General features: G+C 41.3%; 24 protein-coding genes. 10 read left to right on the top strand and 14 right to left on the bottom strand.

Features of this window, described 5'->3' with window-relative positions:
- Positions 1–55 precede the first annotated feature (55 nt).
- Positions 56–382, top strand: coding sequence for a DUF433 domain-containing protein (locus tag FD723_RS10705; protein ID WP_256875135.1), 327 nt, complete (start codon positions 56–58; stop codon positions 380–382).
- A complete protein-coding gene (locus FD723_RS10700; RefSeq protein ID WP_179065325.1) occupies positions 375–710 on the top strand; it encodes a DUF5615 family PIN-like protein in 336 nt (111 codons plus the stop codon). Before FD723_RS10705 ends, FD723_RS10700 begins: the two co-directional genes overlap by 8 nt.
- Before the next feature lie 118 nt (positions 711–828).
- On the opposite strand, the gene FD723_RS42115 is transcribed toward FD723_RS10700, so the two are convergent.
- From FD723_RS42115 to typA, 3 genes are all read right to left on the bottom strand, one after another.
- Entirely contained in the window at positions 829–1,998 is a 1,170-nt protein-coding gene (locus FD723_RS42115) for a GUN4 domain-containing protein (protein WP_218651810.1), read from the bottom strand.
- Between the two features lie 50 nt (positions 1,999–2,048).
- The gene (locus FD723_RS10690) at positions 2,049–2,432 is read right to left on the bottom strand and encodes a hypothetical protein (protein ID WP_179065324.1); all 384 of its coding nucleotides are present in this window, start codon (positions 2,430–2,432) and stop codon (positions 2,049–2,051) included.
- Between the two features lie 194 nt (positions 2,433–2,626).
- Positions 2,627–4,417 (bottom strand): translational GTPase TypA, encoded by a 1,791-nt coding sequence (typA, locus tag FD723_RS10685; RefSeq protein WP_179065323.1) that lies wholly within the window; start codon positions 4,415–4,417, stop codon positions 2,627–2,629.
- 271 nt (positions 4,418–4,688) lie between these two features.
- On the opposite strand from typA, the gene FD723_RS42650 reads away from it, so the two are divergent.
- The 5 genes from FD723_RS42650 to FD723_RS10665 all read left to right on the top strand — a co-directional run bounded on the left by FD723_RS42650 (position 4,689) and on the right by FD723_RS10665 (position 9,133).
- Positions 4,689–4,823 carry a hypothetical protein gene (locus FD723_RS42650; RefSeq protein WP_256875134.1) on the top strand — a complete coding sequence of 45 codons (135 nt, stop codon included), beginning with the start codon at positions 4,689–4,691 and terminating at the stop codon, positions 4,821–4,823.
- A gap of 91 nt (positions 4,824–4,914) precedes the next feature.
- Positions 4,915–6,285 carry a serine/threonine-protein kinase gene (locus tag FD723_RS10680; RefSeq protein ID WP_179065322.1) on the top strand — a complete coding sequence of 457 codons (1,371 nt, stop codon included), beginning with the start codon at positions 4,915–4,917 and terminating at the stop codon, positions 6,283–6,285.
- Between the two features lie 72 nt (positions 6,286–6,357).
- The gene (locus tag FD723_RS10675) at positions 6,358–7,821 is read left to right on the top strand and encodes an ABC transporter substrate-binding protein (RefSeq protein WP_179065321.1); all 1,464 of its coding nucleotides are present in this window, start codon (positions 6,358–6,360) and stop codon (positions 7,819–7,821) included.
- A gap of 92 nt (positions 7,822–7,913) precedes the next feature.
- Positions 7,914–8,051: a hypothetical protein gene (locus tag FD723_RS10670; protein ID WP_179065320.1), complete on the top strand. Its 138-nt coding sequence runs from the start codon at positions 7,914–7,916 to the stop codon at positions 8,049–8,051.
- A 32-nt stretch (positions 8,052–8,083) separates the two neighbouring features.
- Positions 8,084–9,133, top strand: coding sequence for a hemerythrin domain-containing protein (locus FD723_RS10665; RefSeq protein ID WP_179065319.1), 1,050 nt, complete (start codon positions 8,084–8,086; stop codon positions 9,131–9,133).
- A gap of 81 nt (positions 9,134–9,214) precedes the next feature.
- Here the strand turns inward: FD723_RS10665 and FD723_RS10660 are convergent, their stop codons facing one another.
- The 7 genes from FD723_RS10660 to glsA all read right to left on the bottom strand — a co-directional run bounded on the left by FD723_RS10660 (position 9,215) and on the right by glsA (position 16,111).
- Positions 9,215–10,399, bottom strand: a complete 1,185-nt coding sequence (locus tag FD723_RS10660) for a M20 family metallopeptidase (protein ID WP_179065318.1) — start codon at positions 10,397–10,399, stop codon at positions 9,215–9,217.
- A gap of 187 nt (positions 10,400–10,586) precedes the next feature.
- Positions 10,587–11,150 (bottom strand): pentapeptide repeat-containing protein, encoded by a 564-nt coding sequence (locus FD723_RS10655; protein WP_179065317.1) that lies wholly within the window; start codon positions 11,148–11,150, stop codon positions 10,587–10,589.
- A 375-nt stretch (positions 11,151–11,525) separates the two neighbouring features.
- Positions 11,526–13,286: a serine/threonine-protein kinase gene (locus FD723_RS10650; RefSeq protein WP_179065316.1), complete on the bottom strand. Its 1,761-nt coding sequence runs from the start codon at positions 13,284–13,286 to the stop codon at positions 11,526–11,528.
- 412 nt (positions 13,287–13,698) lie between these two features.
- Positions 13,699–13,887: a 30S ribosomal protein S21 gene (gene rpsU / locus FD723_RS10645; RefSeq protein WP_012407716.1), complete on the bottom strand. Its 189-nt coding sequence runs from the start codon at positions 13,885–13,887 to the stop codon at positions 13,699–13,701.
- 225 nt (positions 13,888–14,112) lie between these two features.
- Positions 14,113–14,439 carry an RNA-binding protein gene (locus FD723_RS10640; RefSeq protein ID WP_179065315.1) on the bottom strand — a complete coding sequence of 109 codons (327 nt, stop codon included), beginning with the start codon at positions 14,437–14,439 and terminating at the stop codon, positions 14,113–14,115.
- Positions 14,424–14,672: a hypothetical protein gene (locus FD723_RS10635; protein WP_179065314.1), complete on the bottom strand. Its 249-nt coding sequence runs from the start codon at positions 14,670–14,672 to the stop codon at positions 14,424–14,426. The genes FD723_RS10640 and FD723_RS10635 overlap by 16 nt, the downstream gene beginning before the upstream one ends.
- 455 nt (positions 14,673–15,127) lie before the next feature.
- Positions 15,128–16,111, bottom strand: a complete 984-nt coding sequence (glsA, locus tag FD723_RS10630) for a glutaminase A (protein ID WP_179065313.1) — start codon at positions 16,109–16,111, stop codon at positions 15,128–15,130.
- Positions 16,112–17,021: 910 nt separating this feature from the next.
- On the opposite strand from glsA, the gene FD723_RS10625 reads away from it, so the two are divergent.
- Positions 17,022–18,125, top strand: a complete 1,104-nt coding sequence (locus tag FD723_RS10625) for a septal ring lytic transglycosylase RlpA family protein (RefSeq protein ID WP_179065312.1) — start codon at positions 17,022–17,024, stop codon at positions 18,123–18,125.
- A gap of 262 nt (positions 18,126–18,387) precedes the next feature.
- Here the strand turns inward: FD723_RS10625 and FD723_RS10620 are convergent, their stop codons facing one another.
- Together FD723_RS10620 and pgk are read right to left on the bottom strand one after the other, a co-directional pair.
- A complete protein-coding gene (locus FD723_RS10620) occupies positions 18,388–19,005 on the bottom strand; it encodes an NUDIX hydrolase (RefSeq protein ID WP_179065311.1) in 618 nt (205 codons plus the stop codon).
- 90 nt (positions 19,006–19,095) lie between these two features.
- Complete coding sequence (pgk, locus tag FD723_RS10615) at positions 19,096–20,298, bottom strand: phosphoglycerate kinase (RefSeq protein WP_179065310.1); 1,203 nt, start codon at positions 20,296–20,298, stop codon at positions 19,096–19,098.
- An 89-nt stretch (positions 20,299–20,387) separates the two neighbouring features.
- Between pgk and FD723_RS10610 the strand changes: the two genes are divergently transcribed.
- Complete coding sequence (locus FD723_RS10610; RefSeq protein ID WP_179069103.1) at positions 20,388–20,795, top strand: universal stress protein; 408 nt, start codon at positions 20,388–20,390, stop codon at positions 20,793–20,795.
- Positions 20,796–21,208: 413 nt separating this feature from the next.
- Here the strand turns inward: FD723_RS10610 and FD723_RS10605 are convergent, their stop codons facing one another.
- The gene (locus FD723_RS10605; RefSeq protein ID WP_179065309.1) at positions 21,209–21,355 is read right to left on the bottom strand and encodes a photosystem I reaction center subunit IX; all 147 of its coding nucleotides are present in this window, start codon (positions 21,353–21,355) and stop codon (positions 21,209–21,211) included.
- Positions 21,356–21,458: 103 nt separating this feature from the next.
- Positions 21,459–21,938, bottom strand: a complete 480-nt coding sequence (locus FD723_RS10600) for a Photosystem I reaction center subunit III (protein ID WP_179065308.1) — start codon at positions 21,936–21,938, stop codon at positions 21,459–21,461.
- Between the two features lie 129 nt (positions 21,939–22,067).
- On the opposite strand from FD723_RS10600, the gene FD723_RS10595 reads away from it, so the two are divergent.
- Positions 22,068–22,259 (top strand): hypothetical protein, encoded by a 192-nt coding sequence (locus FD723_RS10595; RefSeq protein WP_179065307.1) that lies wholly within the window; start codon positions 22,068–22,070, stop codon positions 22,257–22,259.
- Positions 22,260–22,654: the final 395 nt, after the last annotated feature.

Raw genomic sequence — 22,654 nt, 5'->3', positions numbered from 1 at the left:
CACCAGAATATCAACGGCGAGGAGCAATCACATATTATTAAAATATGGAATAGATATGGAAGATTCTTTGATGCAGTTAGTCAGTCGGGAACATATTGAAATCTCTTCTGATGTGCGAAGTGGCAAACCCTGTATTGTCAATACTCGCATTGCTGTAGAAGATGTGGCAGTGATGCATTTAAAGCTAGGATATTCCTTGCTAGAGATTGCTGGTAAGTATGACCTGTCAGTGGCATCTGTTTATGCAGCAATGGCTTATTACTTTGATCGCCGAGACGAGATTGATCGCCGTACAGCAGAAGAGAATGAGTTAGTTGAGGTACTGAAGCAAAATCATCCGTCGCGTCTTCAAGAGAAACTCAGACAGTTGAGGAATGAGTGAGCAAATTCGCTTTCATCTGGATGAAAATGTCGATCCTGCGATCGCGCTTGGCTTACGCCGTTATGGAATTGATGTCACGACAACTAATGATGTGGAATTACGTACTCAAAGTGATGAAGTGCAGTTAGCATTTATTCAGGAAACACAGCGAGTACTATTCACCCAAGATGCAGATTTTTTGATTATTGCAAGTTATAGGCTTGATCATCCTGGTATTACCTACTGCAAGAAAGGAACTCGTTCAATTGGTGAAATCATTGAAACTTTGGTTTTGATGTATGAGCTGATGACACCTGAAGAGATGTTGGGACGTATCGAGTTTGTGTGAAATGAAAGTAGTACCGAGAGGCGATGACTACGACGGGCTATTCGGCGTCGCACTGTAAATCTATGCTGCTAATTGGCGATGTCTACGACGGGTTATGCCTACCCAGTTTCACGAATAGTCATGATATACGCCCAACAATGACTTCTAGTATTTGAAAATCAATATTACATCGCTCGGATTTACCAGAGTTTAGCATTAAACATATTGGAAGATGCCCAGATGGTGCTGTCCGCCAGTAGTTAATATCAGAGTAGTATACCCAATCTCCTTCTTTACGCCAGCCAACTTCATCACCAAATTTATTTTGTATTTCCGGACTATTATAAGTAGTATCAGAACCACCTCCAAGACGTTTCCAAATGCGCTTTTGGACACTAAACCCAAACCGTCCATTGCTATACTTTAACCAGAGTTTATTTATATTATTTAAATCTTTTTTTGTAAGAACTTTTATATATTCTGAACCAAAATAATTTTTTAGGTAAGTTCTGTATCGTGAATTTTTTGGTAACTCTTTATGAGATATCACATAGATTATCTTAGCTGTTTCTAAATCAGCCTCTTTCCATTGCCTAGCTTGAAGTAATTCATCTAGTTTTTGATAATATCCTGATACTACTTCAGTGAAATCTTTAGACGAAGTATGACTATAAGCTGTAGCACTAGTAACAACTTCTCTTGCTACTTCAGTTTCATCATTAGTCTTCTTAGTGTTAGTACTAAAAGATTTTTTCCACATAAAAAGCTTTTTTCTAACCTTGGGCTTTTTACGGGCTTCTTCTGCTAATTCAGTTGCAATTTCTGTTTTAGCATCTTCTTCGCTATAACCCTGATTTTTTAGTTCAGTTATTAACTCACGTATTTCTTTAGCAATTTCTGAAAAATCCTGATTTATGTTAATAACATCTCCATATATCTCAATTTGATCGCCATTAATATTAATATTTTCGTTGTAATTACCTTCTGTATAAATATTGCGAGGTTCATTCATATCATCATCTATTGAGCTTCCATCTAAACTGTTTTGCTTATATCTAGCTCTTGAAATATATAAATAGAAACCTAATACAAATATTAGGATGGCTAGTGTACCGGAAAAAATAGCAAAAATCATTTGATAATTTGCTAAAATATAATCGATGGCTTTTTTCGATAAATTAAGAATGGTTAGGTATACAGCCCTAAGTAAAGCTATGCTAAACAAACCGTATATTACCTTCTCTACCAACGAAAGCCGATTGATCAGAATATAGAACTCTCTGAATATTTGCTTTATTGGAATTTTCATATTTAAACTTTTGATCAGTGCTTTATTATGGCATAGGACTAATTGACAGTTTAAAATGGTAGAGGGATGCCTAATGAAGCAAACACTAATTTAATTACATCTAGCGTAGCTTCTCCTATAACAGCATTTGCAGCAGCATCACGTATAGATTGCCCTAATCTAACAAGTTTACCTTTAGCTTTAGGGTTATTTTTAACTTCATTTGCCCAATCTTTAGCTACCTTCTGTTGAGCATCTTGGTGATTATAGCCCTGATTTTCTAACTGCTGTAATAACTCTTGTATTTGTGTAGCAGCTTGAGATAAATCCTGACTTATATTTATGTAATTACCATGTACTTGTAAATAATCACCTTCAATAGAAATAGATTTGTTAAAGTTACCACCATCCCCTAAATATATATTGTAAGTATTATTATGATTTCCATTGCTCATATAAGAAACCTTTAGCTAGTATGTTTGCGAATCGAATTGACTGACTCGCTCTAAATAGATTGATTAATTTATAGTAGCGTATAGTACTACATTTAACTACTACAAAATTACTAAACGAAAAAAGCCTGCGTCAGCAGGCTTGTTTTGTGATGTTATTAAATGAGTGGGTGAGCAAGAAAAGCCACCGCTATAAATTACCGTTTCGCCAACTTCTTCGACATCTTCCGCAGACGAATCGATTGAGGTGTAACTTCCACCAATTCATCGGGGCCAATATATTCCAAAGCACGCTCTAAACTCATGTCTATTGGTGCTTGCAACTGAACCAATTCATCGCCACCAGCAGCCCGGTGGTTAGTTAACTGCTTAGTCTTACAGATATTCAATTCCAAATCTTGGGAACGATTGTGTTCTCCCACAATCATGCCTCTGTAAACCTTTGTGCCGGGAGTAATAAAGAATGCTCCTCTATCTTCGGCATTTCTCATGGCGTAGAAGGTAGAAACGCCTTCTTCAAAGGAGATTAAAACACCTTTGTTACGGGCTTCAATATCACCACTGATTGGACGGTAGTCTAAGAAGCTGTGGTTCATGATGCCTTCGCCACGAGTCATCCGCATGAATTCACCCCGGAAACCAATCAATCCACGGGCGGGAATCACAAACTCTAACTGGGTGCGATCGCCACTACCTGGCTGCATATCTTGCATTTCGCCTTTGCGTTGTCCCAGGCGTTCAATACAACTACCCACACCATCAGCAGGAATGTCTAACACCAAGAGTTCGTAAGGTTCGCAAGGTTGACCGTTGATTTCGCGGTAAATTACCTGTGGCTGAGATACCTGAAACTCGAAGCCTTCGCGGCGCATGGTTTCGATTAAGATACCCAGGTGAAGTTCACCACGACCGGAAACGAGGAATTTATCGGGAGAATCGGTTTCTTCGACACGCAAAGCAACGTTGGTTTCGAGTTCGCGGAATAGGCGATCGCGTATTTGTCTTGATGTTACCAACTTACCTTCTTGACCAGCAAAGGGCGAATCATTCACCCAGAAGGCCATTTGCAAGGTTGGTTCATCCACTTTAATTAGTGGTAAAGCTTGCGGTTCATTGGGGTCAGTAATCGTTTCCCCAATATAAGCATCAGCGAAACCAGCCACCGCCACAATATAACCTGCGGTTGCTTCTTCCATCTCTACGCGCTTCAGTCCATCAAAGCCCATCAATTTGGTAATTTTGCCCTTGACAATAGTACCATCTTCTGTTACCAAAGCTGCTTGCTGTCCTGAGCGGATAGTACCGTTGTGAATTCTGCCAATGACAATCCGTCCCAGATATTCAGAATAATCTAGGGTTGTAACTTGCAATTGCAGAGGCTTAGTGCTGTCGCCTACTGGTGGTGGAACGTGTTGCAGGATCGCATTAAACAGGGGTTGCATATCTACCGATTCTGCTTCCAGGCTTTCTTTGGCGAAACCTCCCATACCGGAGGCAAACAAATAGGTAAAATCACACTGGTCTTCATCTGCCCCTAATTCTAAGAACAGATCCAATACTTTATCAACAGCAACGTGGGGGTCAGTTTGTCCACGATCGATTTTGTTGATGACAACGATGGGGCGCAGCCCTTTTTCTAAGGCTTTTTTGAGTACAAAGCGCGTTTGGGGCATGGGGCCTTCATTGGCATCGACAATCAGAAGACATCCGTCAACCATGCCGAGTACGCGTTCAACTTCGCCACCAAAGTCGGCGTGTCCAGGAGTATCAACAATATTAATTAGTGTTTCTTTGTAGCGAACTGCTGTATTTTTGGACAGGATAGTAATACCCCGTTCCCGTTCTAGGGCGTTGGAGTCCATAACGCAATCCGGAACGTCTTCGCCTTCGCGGAAAATGCCGGATTGTTTGAGGAGTGCGTCAACCAGGGTGGTTTTGCCGTGGTCAACGTGGGCGATAATGGCGACGTTGCGAATTGGGAGCGTCATAGAAGCTTTTGGTGAACTCTAGAGGGTGTTTATAAGATTTACATTTGAATGCTAGGCTGTTTTAACAGAATTGGGGATGATCGGCAAACTCTGTAAAGAACCTTTAATAATTCTAGCGTAATCGTCACAATTGCGGTGAGTTTTGTAAACCCGACAATGATGATGTGTGGTAATTACGGCATTGCTGGGATAAAAAAAGCTTCTGTTAGAAACAGGTGTTGCTTAAAGGGCGGTATTCTTTGTGAGAATTGCGGTTGATTTGGGGAGAGTAATGAGTCGAATAGAGATGAAGTTGCTGGCTGCTGAAAGTCAGGTGATTTCGTGTTTGGGATCAAAAGGAAGCGATCGCCTAGCCTTGTTTTTACTGGCTAGAATGGGTGAGTATCTCTATAAAAATTATTCCTAGCGATCGCCATTGCCTATGTAGAGACTTTACAATGCAACGCCTCTAGTTAAGGTATATTTCTAAAAACGAATAAAATGACAGCGATAGTTATATGGTCTGCTGCCTAAATCCTAATTGTGAGAATCCCCAAAATCCTGACGAGGCAAAATTTTGCCTTCGTTGCGGTACAGAGTTGGTATCGCTACTAAGAAATCGTTACCGAATTATCACGCCATTGGGGAGAGGAGGGTTTGCACGCACATATATCGCAGAAGATATAGATAAGCTCAATGAAAGATGTGTTGTTAAGCAACTTGTTCTCAGTCAATTTTATGGCAGCCAGGGTAGTCAGGCACATAAAAAAGCGACTGAGTTGTTTGAAAAAGAGGCTAAACGTCTCAAAGAACTAGGAGAACATCTCCAAGTTCCCAATTTGTACGCATATTTTAAGGAAGCTGAATATCTGTATTTAGTGCAGCAGTTTATCGAAGGACAAAATCTGTTGCAAGAGTTAAAACAGCAGGGAGTTTTTGATGAAGCCAAACTTCGAGATTTTTTAAATGATTTATTATCTGTGCTGGTAGACATACATCAACAGCAGGTAATTCACCGAGATATTAAACCAGAAAATATTATTCGTCGTCAAAATGATCGAAAGCTAGTATTAATTGATTTTGGGGTGGCAAAGCAAAATACGGAAGCTACAAATACTGCGTTGGGGACAATTATTGGTTCATTAGGTTATGCACCAATTGAGCAAATGCAGGCGGGTAAGGTTTTTCCATCCAGTGATATCTATAGTTTAGGAGTAACTTGCTTTCATCTGCTGACTAATATTTCTCCTTCGAGTTTGTGGGTGAAACAAGGGTATGGTTGGACTTCTAATTGGCGACAGCATTTAACGCAACCCATAAGTCAGGAATTAGGGATAATTCTTGATAAGTCACTACAAGAAAATCATGAGCAGCGTTATCAATCTGCACAGGCTGTCTTAGAAGACATAAAGAAGCTGCCGCCGCTAAAGTATACATTAGCTTCTACAGTTATCCCACCTACTCTGCCATCAGGTTTGCAACCACAAAATCAACATAAATCAACTCGATATCTACCGCAATTTTCTAATATAAAATTATTGTTTGGAGCAATAATTGCTGGGTCGGGTAGTTCATTTTTAGCGATCGCACTTATCAGTTTTCTTGGAACTACTTGGATTAGCTCTGGATTGTGGTTACTAATTTTAGGAGGGTTAGTCTTTATTCAATCTCGCCCAATTGTAGAAAAAACTTATTTAATTGTTATTTCTATAATAGCAAATTTACTCGTTGTCTTTATTTTCAGAAATCTCCTAATCAATAATCTTTTCAAAACTGGTGTCAATGGACTGCTACTTGTAGGATTGTTAGTTATTCTGACAGGTTTATTGACAGCTATTATTATAGGTGTGTCTGAAATAATCAATAGAGTTATTTCTAAATATTTTTAAATTTCTGGTCTTTCTCAATTGTCATAAATCTCTTGATTTCAGATAAATTTTGTAGAATTTTGGTAATTATTCATGACAAATAAAAAAGAAAATTTGAGGCTGCTTATTTCTCTCGGTCTAGCTGGGGTAATGGTAGCAGCTATTTTATGGTTAATTAGCAAACTTTCTTCCACTATCATCACAACATCATCAAACCCCGCGCAAACTTCATCTTCGGTTGGAAATAAGCCTTCAGTCATGAATTTGGGTACAAGGATTTTGTTGAAAGTGCAAACATATCCTGAGAAAACAGATGGAGTTAAAGCTTTTGCTGAAAAAGATTTTACCACTGCTGTGATAAAGTTTACTGCTTCACTAAAAAATAATCCTAATGACCCGGAAACTTTAATTTATTTAAACAATGCCAAAATTGCACGAGATAATTTAGACAATCTGAAAGTTGCTGTGATAGCATCAATTAACTTCGATCCTAGTTTATCAGAAGAAATTTTGCGTGGTGTAGCTCAAGCTCAAAATGAAGTTAATAACCAGGGAGGAATTGCTGGTAAAAAGCTGCAAATTGTGATTGCAAGTGCTGAGAATAGAGAAGATTTTGCCCGAGTAGATAATGAATTAGTTCAAGACAAGAGCATTGTGGCAGTAGTAGGAGTTAGACGTAATGCCGCAGTTTATAATCAGAATCGCTTGGTGTTAGTGTTTCCTATCGAGCGACCAAATCAAGCCGAAAATCAAGAAAAATTAGATAACAATTCCATAAATAGTCAGCCTAATAGTTCTCCAACTAACTACTCATTTCATGTAAATCCGCTATATGATAATTTAATAGATACTCATTCTCGCTACATTGCTCGACAAGCAAGAAATGTTGCTATTTGTGGCGATGTTCGTAGCTCAAGAGATAATTCAACTACTTCATCAAATCAGATACTTGTAGAGCAGTATACTCAAGCTATCAAAAAATATGGTAGCAATGTTATTAGTACGCCTTGCAATTTGGCAGATAAGAATTTTGATCCTAGAGCTTTTGTAGATAAAGCCATAGAAACAGAAAATGCAAGTGGATTTTTATTAATACCTTCAATCAGAAATATATATTTTGCTAGCAAAGTGGCCCAAGAAGTTAAAGGTAGAAAACCACTGTTTGCCTCTGAGACTATGTACAGTGCAACAACTTTACAAAATGGCAAGGATCTTGAAGGAATGGTATTACCTGTCTATTGGCATCGTGATGCTAATAAAAATAATCCCTTTGCGAAAAATGCCTTTCAGCTTTGGAACGGACAAGTAAATCAGAGAACGGCAGGAGCTTATGATGCACTCCAAGCAATTATTGCTGGCTTAAAACAAGACAGTACCCGCGAAGGATTACAAAGGGTATTATCTAATCCCAATTTTTCAACATCTGGAGCAACCGGAATGATTAAGTTTTCAGCTTCCGGGGAGCGTCAAGGAGAAGCTCTACTTGTGAAAGTTGAGCGTTGTGAGTCTTGTTATAGTGGGACTGGTTACGATTTTGCCCTCTTGAATAAGAAGTAGTTTGTTTGATGTTAATTTTCATTCCAAAGATATAGATTACTCCCAAATAGGTAATCTATTCAATTTGAATGTCATACTAAACTGCTTGATTTATGGCAATCAAAAATAGAAGCGATCGCTGCTATTTTTCTCTAACGAAAACTTTCGTTTCTCTACCCATAGTTGTGAGTGCGATCGCTCAAAAGAAAGATGGAATCCTCCTAACCTCTGTGTCAAGGTTATATCAGTAAGAATTACGAACACTTTGCCGAGGAGAACACGGATGGTAGCTACATTAGATGATACGAAACGCAATGCAATTGCTGTAAAACTTGCAAGTCTGAAAGCTCTCCAACAGTTGGTCATCGAAAATGAACAATCGCTTTTGACGCAAGAACTTGATGCCGAAATTGCCGATCGCATCCGAAATTTTATCAAAGATGATGAAAAAAACCTTGGTGTTTTAGAAACCGTAATTGGTCAATATGGGATTCAAGCTGAACCCAAGAAAACTGTCACACAATTCATTGAAAAAGCTCGTGAATTGTTCAAAGGTTCTGAGTTGAGCCTGTATGAAAAAGTATCTCAGCATGAATTGTTGAAACATCAATTAGTAATGAGTGGGTTGATAGTTCACAAAGCTGCTCAAAAAGTTGGTGCTGATGTGTTGCTAGCGATCGCACCTTTGAATACCATTAACTTTGAGAACCGCGCTCACCAAGAGCAACTCAAAGGCATTCTAGAAATTCTGGGTGTCCGCGAACTCACTGGACAAGACGCAGATCAAGGAATTTGGGCGCGGGTTCAAGACGCTTTGGCCGCAGTCAGTGGTGTGGTAGGTAGTGCTGTCACCCAAGCCAGCGACAAAAAGGATCTAAATATCCAAGATGTCATCCGCCTCGATCACAACAAGGTAAATACCCTATTCACCGAACTACTACAAAGCAACGATCCACAAAAAATCCAAGAGTACTTCGGTCAAATTTACAAGGATTTAAGTGCCCACGCTGAAGCTGAAGAGGAAGTAGTCTACCCCAGAGTACGTCCTTTCTACGGTCAAGATAACACCCAAGAACTGTTTGATGAACAAGCTCATGCCAAGCAGGCGTTAGAGGAAATTAAGGCTCTTAGCCCATCTTCACCTCAATTCAAAGAGAAAGTCAAAGAGTTGATGGACGCTATTGGCGATCATACTCGTCAAGAAGAAACCACAATGTTTGCTGCCATTCGCAACAACTTGAGTACTGAGCAAAGCGAACAACTTGCTACTGAATTCAAAGCTGCTAAGACTAGAATTCAACAAAAACTTGGTGTTGTTACCGAATCGAAGTAGGATGCTTTCAAGCTTTCTATATCCACTAAAAAAGGTTAGTTAAATAAAAACTCCCAGCAGATAAGCGCTGGGAGTTTTTGTTTACAAATTTTGCTGACAGTATTTATAAGCGGCATAAGCCATAGTTACAACCCCGGTGATAATAGCAGATTCATCAACTTCAAATTGGGGATGGTGTAATGGGTGATTAATGATTCTTTCTTTGTAGCCTACACCCAAGCGAAACATGGAACCAGGGGCGTGTTCCAAATACATCGAAAAATCTTCAGCACCAAGGGAGGGTTCGAGTAAGACTTGAACGCGATCGCTACTCCAAGCTTCTTCTGCGGCTGATTGTAACAATTGCGTCAGGGCGTAATCATTTTGGACGCTGGGTACACCCTGGCGGTAATTAACTTGATACTTTGCTCCGTAGGTATGACAAACATTAGATACAATGTTTTCAATCCAGTTCGGGAGATGGGCACGGGTTTCAGGATGGAGCGATCGCACGGTTCCCAATAATTGCACTTTATCAGCAATTATATTTGGCGCTCTACCACCATTAATTTTTCCGATACTCAATACTACAGGACGCAAAGGATTTTGTGTCCGGCTGATGGCTTGTTGCAGTGCAGTAATCACTTGGCAAGCAATCCAAATCGCATCAATGGCCTCATGGGGACGCGCCCCGTGCCCAGATTCTCCCATAATCAGAATCTCTAAATCATCAGCGGCGGCTGTCAATGCTCCGTAACGCACCCCAATAGAACCTGCGGGTATAGAAGGGAAAACATGAACCCCTAATAAAGCTGAGACGTTTTCCATCGCCCCATCTTTCACCATCCAGCTTGCCCCTTGGGCAATTTCCTCGGCTGGCTGAAATAAAAACCGCACTTTCCCACCCAACTCCTCTGCCATTTGGGACAGCACCATTGCCGTTCCTAAACCCACAGTGGTATGTACATCGTGACCGCAAGCGTGCATAATCCCATCTGCACGAGAGGCATATTCCAAATTTGTGCCCTCTTGAATTGGCAAGGCATCCATATCAGTGCGAATTGCCAATAAACGGCCATTTTGGCTAGTGCCTTGGAGTTCTCCAATGACACCCGTTTTGCCAACTCCTTCTTGTACATGCAGTCCACTGGAAGACAAAACACCAGCTACAAAGGCTGCTGTTTGGTACTCCTGACCACTGAGTTCTGGGTGAGAGTGAATGTGGCGGCGAATTTCAATTAAGCGAGGCGCTAGTTTTGTGGCTAAGTCTTTTATATGGGTAAGCATCGATTCAATTAATCTATAGGCTTTTTTCCCATGATAAAGAATTGTTAACAAACAAAATGCTTTTGCTATACAAGCAGAGTAGCAAGGGAAGCAAGGGAGCAGGGGAGAAGAGTTTTACTCCTTTGCCCCCCGCACCCCGCCCCTCTGCCTCTTTTCAATGCCCAGTCCCCAGTCCCCAGTCCCCAATCTATTTTGAATAACAGGTTGTGCCTAAAGTATTTTCGGGTTTGAACTCGTTACATTCTCTGGGATTTTGACGCTCTGACGACCAGTCATAAGGTTTGTCAGAGGTGACGACACCATTATTTAAAGTTGTTAGTCGGTAGTTAGCCCCTCGAAAATTAGTAAATTGCAATTTGGCATCTTTTAAGTTTGCTGCTTCTAAATTGGCGCTAATGAAACCGGCATAAGATAGATCGGCACTTTCCAGGGATGCTGATTTCAAATTTGCTCCTGTTAAAGAAGCACCGCTGAGATTCGCCTTATTTAGAATCGCACCTTCTAAATTTGCACCAGTGAGATCGGCATTGGTGAGATTAGCTTGAGATAATGTAGCGCGACTCAAGTCAGCCCCTCGCAAATTTGCTCCAGTTAGATTCAGTTTAGTTAGGTCAGCACCACTCAAATTACACCGAGGACAGGCAGTTGTTGCCTTCAACTGATCCAAGTCTAGCTGATTTAATGCAACGGCCTGCTCTGCAAACCCAAAACAAGCTAACAGGGCGACGGTAGCAACAATCTTAAGTTTCATATTTTTTACTGATATTTACAAAAATGACAAATTACGCACACAGCGTACTGTCATACTTACATATACCGCTTCTCTAAGGAAGAACAGGGATGAAGCATTCATTAAGAAGCTGTAAAAATACTATAAATTCTAATGGTAAGACTACTCAAACTGAAATATAGGCTATAGAATCGAGTCGTAAGGAACTATACCGAACCAATTATAGACTACCACATATGTGATCCCCCTAGCTCGATGAAAAATACGACTAGGGGGATCTTGTTTTTGGGCATTGGGCATGTAGAAGAGACAAGGTAGACAAGGTAGATGTGGGAGAGGCTTGTTCAATAATTCCCCTTGTCTCCCTCATCTTCCCCTGCTCCCTTCCTGCCACCTTCATCGCCATCCTAAAAGACGCAATCCAGGGACAATTAGGTAGTAACTCGCTCCTAACCATAAGCTGATGAAGAGGCCCACAGAACCAAAAAAAATCAGAGGCGAGTATAAGTCTGACCAGGCTGGTTGACTAGTAAATTGGAAGATGGGAGGTGCTAACTTTAAAAGAATCAAAACTGCATAGGCGATCGCACTTCCAAAGGCCGATAACACCGCGTACACTATATGATGGCTGCGAAGTCCTAAGCCCAAGGTGAGTAAGCTAGCTGCTACTAAAATCACTGCCACTAAGCCTTCACCGCTGTCTTTTGGTGTGATTAATTGCAAAATCAACCAGCCGAAGCCATAGCTAATCATGCCCATCAGGGATGCTACTAAAAACCGCCGTCGTTGACCAAAACATCCCGATACTGTCAGTCCCCAAGCGGTTCCCCAGCCTGCGGCAACGAATACCAAAATATCTGCCCCAAAGACGGGTTGAGTATTTGGCACTAATTGGTTTAGCTGACTCGAAATAGATTCCACAAACTGACGCCCTAAGCTGGTGTGATAGGCCAAAATAAAACCAGCGATCGCACCAAAACAAGCGCCGATACTACTCAAGATCATCGCCCAAATCGTCGCCAAACAAGCTCGGAAAATTTTGATGATTGTCTGAGCAATAAAAATAATGGTTTTGGTGACAGCTTGGCTAAAGTTAGCCAAAATTTGCTCAATAGCTTGTGTTAGCTGTGTAAATCTCAGGGAAACTTGGGTTGAGGTTTGCTTAATCTTGTTTCGCAGTTGGGCAAACAACCCTGGTGGCGGTAATGGTTGAGCAATCTTCGCCAAACGTTTTTGAATTATAGCTGCATTTGCCGGACGCGATCGCACATCTTCTTGCACCATCTCATCCAACAAATCTGCCAGTTGGGGGTTGACATTCACCCCAGTTCGCCAGCGTAATTTACCCGTTTGCTGATCTTCTAACTCTAGCGGGTATTTGCCTGTTAATAGTTCAATCACCGTTCGACCAAGGGCATAAAAATCGGCACCTGGCCCGACAATACCTCCAGTTACTTGTTCTGGTGGACTGTAACCAGAAGAAAATAAGCGGGTGGAACTAGACTGAGAACGCAGTTTAGAGGGGGTAAATTGTTTTGCCCCGCCAAAATCAATTAGTACCAAGCGATCGCCTTCTGTTGACCCTTGAGACTGGGTTACAGATGGCGAAGATGTTCCCAGCATTAAATTAGAAGGTTTAATATCTCGGTGAATAATCTGACGTTTGTGTAATTCTTGTAAAATTTGTAGAGATTGGGCAAACCAATTTAAAACCAAATCCTCTGGACACCCTTGGGGAAACTTTTTTAATATCTCCTCTAAAGTCCGCCCATTGATTTTTTCCATTACCAGACAAGGCAGTTGGTGCGGTTTGGGATTAAACAGGTTGACGTTAAAATACCCATCGGTCTCAACTGTGGGGACACCCGGATGCTGCAAGCTAGATAAAACCGCCGCCTCTTGGGTAAATAATTCCAGTGCCTTTGGCGAATCTTCTACCAACACTTTCAGTACTTTCTCAGTTTGAGTTTTTTCATCCCAAACTGTGTAGATTTGAGCAAATCCTCCCGATCCCAATGGCTGAAGCGGAACATAGCGGTCTAACAACTCTAGCGGTGCGCCACAGCTGTTGCAAAATTTGTTTCCCCAAGGCTGAGGATAAGGACGTTGACAATCAGGATTTATGCAGTGAACCGCACTCTGAGTGATGTGGGACACAACCGCTACAATACAAAGGCTGACTTGATTTTAGCGTTTCTTGAGGTTTCCTGATTTTAAAATAGGCAAAAGGAAAACCCTCATAAAATTTATGAGGGGATTCGCTTATATTTACAGCAGATTTCAAGGAAGTTGAATTATAAAAGCTAAGTCTCAAAGCAAGGTATAAAGCCTGTTTTACTTCTGTTAGCGCAGCCAGGCATAGCCCATTCTGAATTCTGACTCCTGTTAGCGGTAGCGGGGCGTTTAGCCCATTCTGACTCCTGAATTCTGCTGTATCTCAGCTCTTAAGGAAACTCCAAGAAATAAATTATCCAATATTGTGGGCTGGGCAACATGAGCGCCCAGTCTGTATGGCGGGCGAGACGCCCACCCCACAAGAGTTAATTGAATATTTTTTATTTGTCAGTCCCTAATTACGAAAACTTCTCTTACTTTGTCTGTGCTTGGCAACTTCTTTGCGCTTGCGTTTTTCTAGGGGTGTTTCAAAATGACGATGCTTTCTCATGTCTGGAAAAATTCCAGCCTTGGAAACTTCTCGCTTAAATCGCCGTAAGGCTGATTCAATATGTTCATTGTCACCTACAATTACTTGGGTCATTATTTCTCCTAACTAAGTTGACTTCATCATAGCTATGGGGACATTCAGGAGTGCTGAGTAACCCCATAGATAAATCTAGGGGATGGTTACAGAGCTTGTCGAATTATTGAAATAATGACAAGCAATTGTTTTTGGGCACTCAGCACTGCTTTGGTAACATTACAAAAAAAAGACAGACTCCTTGTCTGACCTTAAGACTTTAGGTAAATTTTTTTGTTTCCAAAGTTAGTAGCGTCCGCCACGTCCACCACCGCCACCGCCGTATCCTCCTCTGTTACCGCCACCAAAGGAACCTCTATCACCTCTGTCTTCCTTGGGTTTAGCCTTATTCACTTTCAGGTCACGACCCATCCACTCAGCACCATCAAGGGCTTCAATGGCAGCGGCTTCTTCAGCTTCAGTTCCCATTTCCACAAAAGCAAAGCCTCGCGGACGACCTGTTTCACGATCAGTAGGTACTTGAACTCGCTTTACAGTCCCATATTCTGCAAAAATACCACTTAAATCTTCTTGTGTAACGTCATAAGAGAGGTTACCTACATAAATTGACATCGATTCTCTCCAAAATCATCACTGTGTAGAGATTTTAATTTCTCTGAGAAGTCTGTAAATACTAAAAGGAAAAAGCCTTTCAATACTAAAACCAAAGACATCACTGAATTAATTCTCCTAATCATAGGATGACATACGAGCCAACTCTCTGCATCCAGTAGATAGTTAATTAGTGATGCGATCGCACCTACGCGATCGCTTGCCCCACTGACCCTAAGTACAGTCCACCACAAAATCGGGTTGGAAATAGAAGATAAATTTCGTAGGGTGATATAGGAAATCAGACATACAGGAGCGCATCTTTAGAATATCCGAATTGAATGTTTGACTGCATTAACCATGAAGCATTACTCCAAGATTTTAATATGAAAGGCAAAGTCAGGCAACAAATATATATAACAATTCAAAATTCAAAATTCAAAATTCAAGACATTTCAGACGTTCGCGTAGCGTCTTGTAGAGAAGAAAAGTGCCAAGCTATAAGTTAACCTGAGTTCGACAGACCTCTCCCTGCCTTGAACTAAAGTTCAAGTCTGTCCCTCTCCGAGTCGGAGAGGGACAGGTTTTGCGTAGTAAAACCTTCTTAGAGGTCTTTTGGGTGGACATGATTATGAACAGTCGAACTCACGTTTGAATAATCCCCGATGTTGGGGTCTGAATCCCCAATCCCCAATCCCCAATCCCCAGTTCAATCAAATTTCGCCTCTTGACCTGAACAATCAAATAGATGTAAACCTAACCGTTGGGAAAGTTCTTCACACACCTTTACCCCCCGCACACTATTGCCACGCACATCCAGCAGCGGCGAAAAAACGCCAATGCCCATCTTATTAGGTACAACGGCAATAATCCCACCACAAATACCACTTTTCGCCGGAATACCAATTTTATAAGCCCATTCACCTGCAAAGTTGTACATTCCACAGGTATACATCACACTCAGAATATCTTTGATGTAACGCTTATCTACCGCTCGTTCTTTGGTGATGGGGTTAATACCTCTGTTAGCCAAGGTAGCTGCCATCACGGCTAAGTCTTGGCAATTTACCATCACAGCACACTGCTGAAAATAAAGATCCAGTGCTTCTTCTATGTTCCGGTCAATCATGCCAAAGTTGAGCATTAGATGGGCCATTGCACGGTTACGATGCCCGGTACTACGTTCTGAGGTAAAAACTGAAATGTCAACAAACACGTCGCGGCCAATATATCGCCGGAACATATCTAGCATTCTGTTGAGGCGTTCGGTGGGGCCGGAACCTTTGATTAAGCTGGTGGTTGCGATCGCACCTGCATTTACCATTGGATTATAAGGTCGCTTCGATTGCTCATCCAAAATTATCGCGTTAAATGCATCCCCTGTTGGTTCTACACCAACTCTCGTTAAAACGTAATCTAGTCCATGATCTTCTAAGGCCAGTCCATAGGCAAATACTTTGGAAATTGACTGAATAGTAAAAAGTTGCTCGTAGTCCCCGACTTGATAAACCTGACCATCTACTGTGACAATGCAAATGCTGAACAAGTCCGGGTTTGCCTTTGCCAATTCGGGAATGTATTTCGCTACTGCACCCTCCTGTACTGACTTGTACTGTGAATGCAACTCCTTAAGAACAACTAATAATGGCGATAGTTCTATTTCTAAATCCCCTTGATGTGCTTGGTTTGTCATCAGGCTGATCGCATTTCCCAAAATATTCCAAAATATTCACTATATATAATAGGGTTCTACAGCCGCACATCCCTACAATTGCAAAGATTTTGGCAAAAACAGCTTGCTCTCAAAAATCATACTTGAGCAATTACTGAGGGCACAAAAGAAGCAATGTAATTTTTGATACTAATAAAATCTGTTGTGTAGGCGATCGCAAAGATTTCCTAATTTTTTTATGATTAATCACAAAAAATATTAAGTTGAGTATCTTCCTTTATTTTATACTCAGTAATACTGTTATTGTGTGTTAGATATATTACTTATTTTCATCTAGTTATGGAAAATCAAAGTCATGATTAATGTACGTAGAACAAACTTTGAAAAAAGAGATGAAACTCAAACTGATTTGCATAAATATCCTAGATGTAACTCATATCACGACCTGTTCATAGAGAAATCTAAATATTTCATTAAATAAGTGATTTTGAGTATTTATGCCGATGCCATTTAATTAAAGGTATATTACCTTCTTATAGGAAATAGCGAGAATACATGTAATGTAAAATACACGGGTAGTTGCGAGCCTTTAGAACCAATGTGAATGGAGTATCGTCACTTTAGGGCGCAAATAGGGTAAAGTTTTTTTAAGAAATTTTTGACTTGTGGAAAAAAGCGTTACATAGCCAAAGTCCTCAGTTGAGAAAGGTTTCACCCTCAAAATGAGAATTGAAATTTGAAAAAGTGGCCAATAATTACGCTAAAACCCTGATCCCCAAGCCGAAAGGTTCATGTTAGTCTGTTGCAGTTATAAATAAAAAGTGAAAGCGGAACGAGTTCGAGTTTTCAGAAGGGAAGTTACTTTTACAAAGTAATAAATCCCGCAAATTATAAAACTTTTAAGTTCTACAGACGCTTTAAAAACGGACGCATGAATCAAAGACATTTGTGGACTATTGTTGCCCTGTTTATGACTGTTTTGGGTATACCCTCAGTCGGTTGTACTCAAACCACTAGAGGGAATGCGCTAGCATCCCAAAAATCATCTATCGCTCCGATCGCTGATGCGGTGAAGGTGGGAGAGTATCAATCAACAGCAGGAAAGCAAACCTTGGATGCTGCGATCGCAGAAATCCATCCTCACAACGTTGGAGGACGTAAGGCGGCAACTCTTTTTATCCGAAAAATACCTGTTCTCACATTTTTGAGTTCTGTATCAAATACGAATCTTGAAAGTAAAAAAGTTGGTGAAGTTGGAAATACTGGGGGCGTACAATCGTACGCCCTTATTGCTAACAACTCATCAAAAGCAGTGAGTGCTGAGAACGCAATGGCTGTGAGCAACCAGATTAGCTCTGTTGACGATGACCCGGTTCAGATAGCTGGTATAATAGCCGCTAAGATCAACCAGTTGAATCGGGAAAACGTGGACGGCAGCAAGATTACCGTAAGTTGGAAAGCGGGAGAAAAATCTACAGTTGCTAATCAAGCGCAAAACAAAAGCGTCCCTGTCCAGCAAAATGGCGATCGCTATGTCATCAAAATTAATGGCGAAGAATTGGTCGAAATCAATGAAAGTACGCGATTAGCAGGTACTACCAACAATCTAGCGCAAGATGCATTGCAAGCAACCAATCGCCTACGCAGACTACTAGGCAATGCATCTCCCTTAAAAGAAATTGCGAATTTACCAATATCAATACCGAAATTGCCACGAGAGATTTCCGTCGGCGGAGTGCGAATCTCTTTCAGAGGTATGGCTTCCTATTACGGCTATGATGGTTCTGGTAATCGTACCGCTAGCGGTCAGAGATTCAATCCAGAAGAAATGACTGCCGCCCATCGTAGCTTACCCTTTGGTACACAAGTTCGTGTAACCAATACTAACAATGGTCGTTCTGTAGTGGTACGGATTAACGATCGAGGCCCATTCATTCGGGGGCGAGTTATAGACCTGTCGGCTGGCGCAGCTCGGATTTTGGGAATGATGGGTAGCGGCGTAGCACCAGTACATATCGAAGTCTTAGGGAAATAATCGAGTAGGGAATAGGGAAGAAAGTTAATCGCTACTTCCCACTCCCCATAAGAATTACCCTAATTCAATCATTATTCCTCGTTTCCATACATAATTATGTATGGAAATTTTGGTCAGTCCACAATAAATAATTGGATATTTTTTGTTTAGAAGTTCCTCACAATTTCCACAGAGGGCAAAGCTTTACGCGGTTCTTATCAACTTAAAACTGACAACCCATGATAATAATTATCCTATGATTATTTTCATAATACAGAGGTGTTTAATCAAAGTCTGTTGGTAAATCTGGTTGACGGTAATGTTGAAAAAGTCGCGTGATTTGTGCTGGTGTCACACGTCCGAGAGAAAGTTCTGGTAACGCATCTTCAGGAAAAAAACCTACTTCTTCAGTTTCAATACTTGATGATGGAGAACCACCGATAATTTGGCAGTGAAAAAATAGCTTGTAGACATAAAACGGAAATGGTGGATGTCCTTGTTTGTCTCTGTCATAGACTGCTAGTAATTTGATAGTGCGTGCTTGATATCCAGATTCTTCATATACTTCTTTGACTACTACCTCACTGGGCGACTCGCCAACATCAGCCCATCCACCAGGTAAAGTCCAGCAGCCATCTGCCCTTTCTTTGACTAACAATATAGTTTCATCACGAAAAATTGCTGCCCGCACATCAACTTTGGGAGTTGCATATCCGACTTCACGACTAAACAAATCGAGGACATAGCTGTGTTCTACATTTGAGTAAGTCGCGATAATTTCTGTAGCGATCGCTCGTAATTGTTTGTAACGTTCGATATCATAAACACCCTCAGAATAAGTCAAACCATTTTGAGCGATCGCTTGTAACTTCTGTGCCCATTCCAGCCATTTAGGTTGCATATATTTTTCTCATGTATGGGCTTGGGGATTGGGTGTTGGGTATTTGGAAAATTTGTTCCCAGTCCCTAGTCCCCAGTCCCCAGTCCCTACTTACGCATCATCTAAAGCTGCAATTCCAGGCAACACCTTGCCTTCAAGTAACTCCAAACTAGCGCCGCCACCGGTAGAGATGTGGCTCATTTGGTCAGCTAAACCAACCTTTTCCACAGCCGCTACTGAGTCACCACCGCCGATAATGGTGGTTGTGCCAGTTTTGCCGATTTCGGCGAGAGTATGAGCGATCGCTTCTGTACCTTTGGCAAACTTATCAAATTCAAACACACCCATCGGCCCGTTCCAAATTACCGTTTTGGTATCTGCAAGGGCTTCTTGGAAAAATTTCACCGAATCTGGCCCAATATCCAAACCCATCCAACCATCGGGGATATTTTCAATGCTAACGGTTTGGGAATTGGCATCAGGGGCAAAGTTATCTGCCAATACCACATCTGTGGGCAGCAATAAAGCAACGCCTCGTTCCTTAGCCTTAGCTTCTAAAGACTTCGCTAGTTCTAGCTTGTCTTCTTCCACCAATGACTTACCAACATTCAAACCACGGGCTTTGTAAAAGGTGAAAATCATCCCACCGCCGATGATCAGCTTGTCGCACTTCTCCAGCAACGTTTCAATCACGCCAATTTTACTGGAAACCTTGGAACCGCCAATAATTGCCGCTAAAGGACGTTGGGGATTTTCAATGGCATTTTGCAGATATTGCAATTCCTTCTCAACCAAATATCCAGCCACAGAAGGGCTGAGGAATTTAGTTACACCTTCAGTAGAAGCATGGGCGCGGTGTGCAGTACCAAAAGCATCATTTACATAGAAATCAGCATTAGCTGCCAATTTTTTCGCAAATTCTGGATCGTTTTTCTCTTCTTCTGGGTAAAAACGGACATTTTCGAGTAACAGCACTTGGCCATTTTGCAGAGCGCCAACTTTAGCTGCGACTTCATCGCCAATAGAGTCATCAGTTTTAACGACTTCTTGCCCCAGTAACTCCGATAGACGCTTGGCAACGGGAGTTAGGCGTAATTTGTCATCCACACCCTTGGGACGGCCAAAATGGCTGGCGAGAATAACCTTAGCACCCTTCTGCGTCAAATCTTGGATGGTTGGTAGAGCGGCACGAATGCGAGTATCGTCAGTAATGTTGCCTTGATCGTCCACAGGCACATTAAAGTCAACCCGCACTAAAGCACGTTTCCCAGAGATATCAGCCGAAGATAAACTTGCTAAACTTTTTTTGGACACACCAAACTCTCCTGATTGCCTTTTTGTTATTGTTTTGAAAGTAGAACCATCAAGATTTTACCGGAGTCAGGGGTACCCAAGTGACAGATATATTTAAGACAGTACTATTTCCTATCGATCAAAGCCGGGAAACGCGGGAAGCTGCTGACGTTGTTACCAACGTAGTCAAAAAGTACAGTAGTCGCTTGGTGCTACTGTCTGTGGTAGAAGAACCGCCTCCAGATGCGCCTAGCGCAGATCCGATGGTGTCACCAGAGGTAGTTGCCAAACTGCTAGAAAATGCCCAATCTTTATTTTCTGGGCAAGGAATTCAATCTGAAATTCTGGAGAGGCAAGGTAAGCCAGCTTTTACGATTTGCGATGTCGCTGATGAAATTGGGGCCGATTTAATTATTATGGGCTGTCGGGGGCTAGGGTTGACTGAAGAGGGAGCAGATGATAGTGTTACCACTCGTGTGATTAACCTTTCCCCTTGCCCAGTGCTGATTGTGCCTTAGCTGTAGTCAAACAATTTTAGATTTTGGATTTTAGATTGATTTCAGCAATCAAGTCATTAGCGGGTGCATCCCAGTTTTTAGGTGAATTCTAGTAATAAATTAAAAAAAATATCCAATATTGTAGGGTGTATTAGTGTCGAGAGTAAGACACCATCTTGATCTAACGTACCCTACGATTAATGGATAATTGATTTTTTGATATTTACTAAATAAGAGTTTGAAAATTTATCAAGAAAGGCAGAGGGAAGAAGGCAGAAGAAAGACTGCCCTCTGTTTTCTGCTGTTACCAAAGGGAACAAGGGTTTAAGACAAGAACACCAAATTTTCTTGTTTTGTGGTTCCCATTAAGTACTGTATTGAATTCCCTTCAAAATGGAACCTCCTGCCTTCTGCAATAGTAGAAGTCAACGGAGTTACGGTAGAGGATGGAAAAAAGTCCCATATTGTAACCCAGGAAAAATGGAATTTAATTCAATGAAAATCACTGCTAAAATAATCACTGCTAAAGTAGCAACGACAGGAAGCAGTGTGAGATATTTCAACAAATAACGTGACTCCATATTTTTCTCCTAAATCAACTAAGTTTACATTTACAAGATGTCATTTTTAGTCGGTTTATTGACAGTTGATAGTTCATCACAAACCGTCAATTGTCAATAAGCTTTAGCGAATTGAAATCGGGATTTCTTCATCCTTGGCAACTAATTCACCACTGAGAAATTCTTGAACTGCTGATGCCGGCCAAGCAAAAGCCAATATCATACATTTGACGAACACTGGTAGATCGATAAATATTTCTTTTTCTTCTGGGGAACCAAGTTTTTGAATTGTCCGCAAATAGGAACGACCAGTCCAGCCAATCCAACCAGCAATGTAGAGAAATATCACTATGGGAGTCAGCACGTCCAAGGCAAGGCTGAAGCGGTCAAGAACTAAATGAGGTAAACCATCCTCGCCACAAAGTAACCGAGAATAAGCCTTTAATGGCTTTGTAGTGTAATAACTATCAGGTGCATTTTGCACTCGTTCGACAAATGCAGATGATTCGGCACAAGGTACTAATGTAGTGTTCTCCGCTAAAGCTGTAGGGACAACATTAAGCCAGAGAAAAATTACCAAAATTAAAGCAAATATTTGTTTCATAATTTTGTCCTTTGCTGAGTTAGGATGAACAATGGCCACCGTTCAATTTGAATTTAGGAGTTAGGAGTTTTAGATTTATCAAGAAGAATTCAGGAGTCAGGAGTCAGGAGTCAGGAGTCAGAATTCAGAATGAATTCTGTACGAGTGGCTGATAGCGCAGTGGTAGCGAGTCTGCGATCGTCTGAGTATGGGTTAAAACATTCTTCGCTACGCGAACGTCCCCTCTCTACGAGAGGCACTCGCGTTCGTGGGCGAAAAGAAATTCAAACATTCTTCCTGATTAAAACTCTAAATCTAATTTGGGCATTGGGCATTGAGTAGCGCCCCCATGAGTGACTGGCGTCGGCTCTGAGGACTTTAAGCAAGTGGCATCATTGGAAGAGGCTCCAGAGGCAAATGGAAAAAATATACTACAATTTTTCCCCTTCTCCCCTGCTTCTTACCGAGTCCGCATTTAGGAAAAAATGAAGTAAGAATTTGTTTTTAAACTTCATACTTCATCCTGACATTTTCCTATGACAACGCTCTCATGATGTAGTCAAAATAAGGTCATAGTTCGACTGCATCTTCCTCACTCATCAAGGATATGGCTTCTTATTGAATTCAGCGCATAGCCCTGATATTTCTGAGAGGAATTTCTAAATTGTTGTACATTTTCTTAGCGAACTCCAAGAAATAAATTATCCTGCTTGAAGTTGCTGACTGTTGACTGTGAA

It is taken from the genome of Nostoc sp. C052 (assembly GCF_013393905.1).
GTDB lineage: Bacteria > Cyanobacteriota > Cyanobacteriia > Cyanobacteriales > Nostocaceae > Nostoc.
The sequence above is the reverse complement of the archived record's forward strand: the minus strand, read 5'-3'. Positions and strand labels throughout refer to the sequence as shown.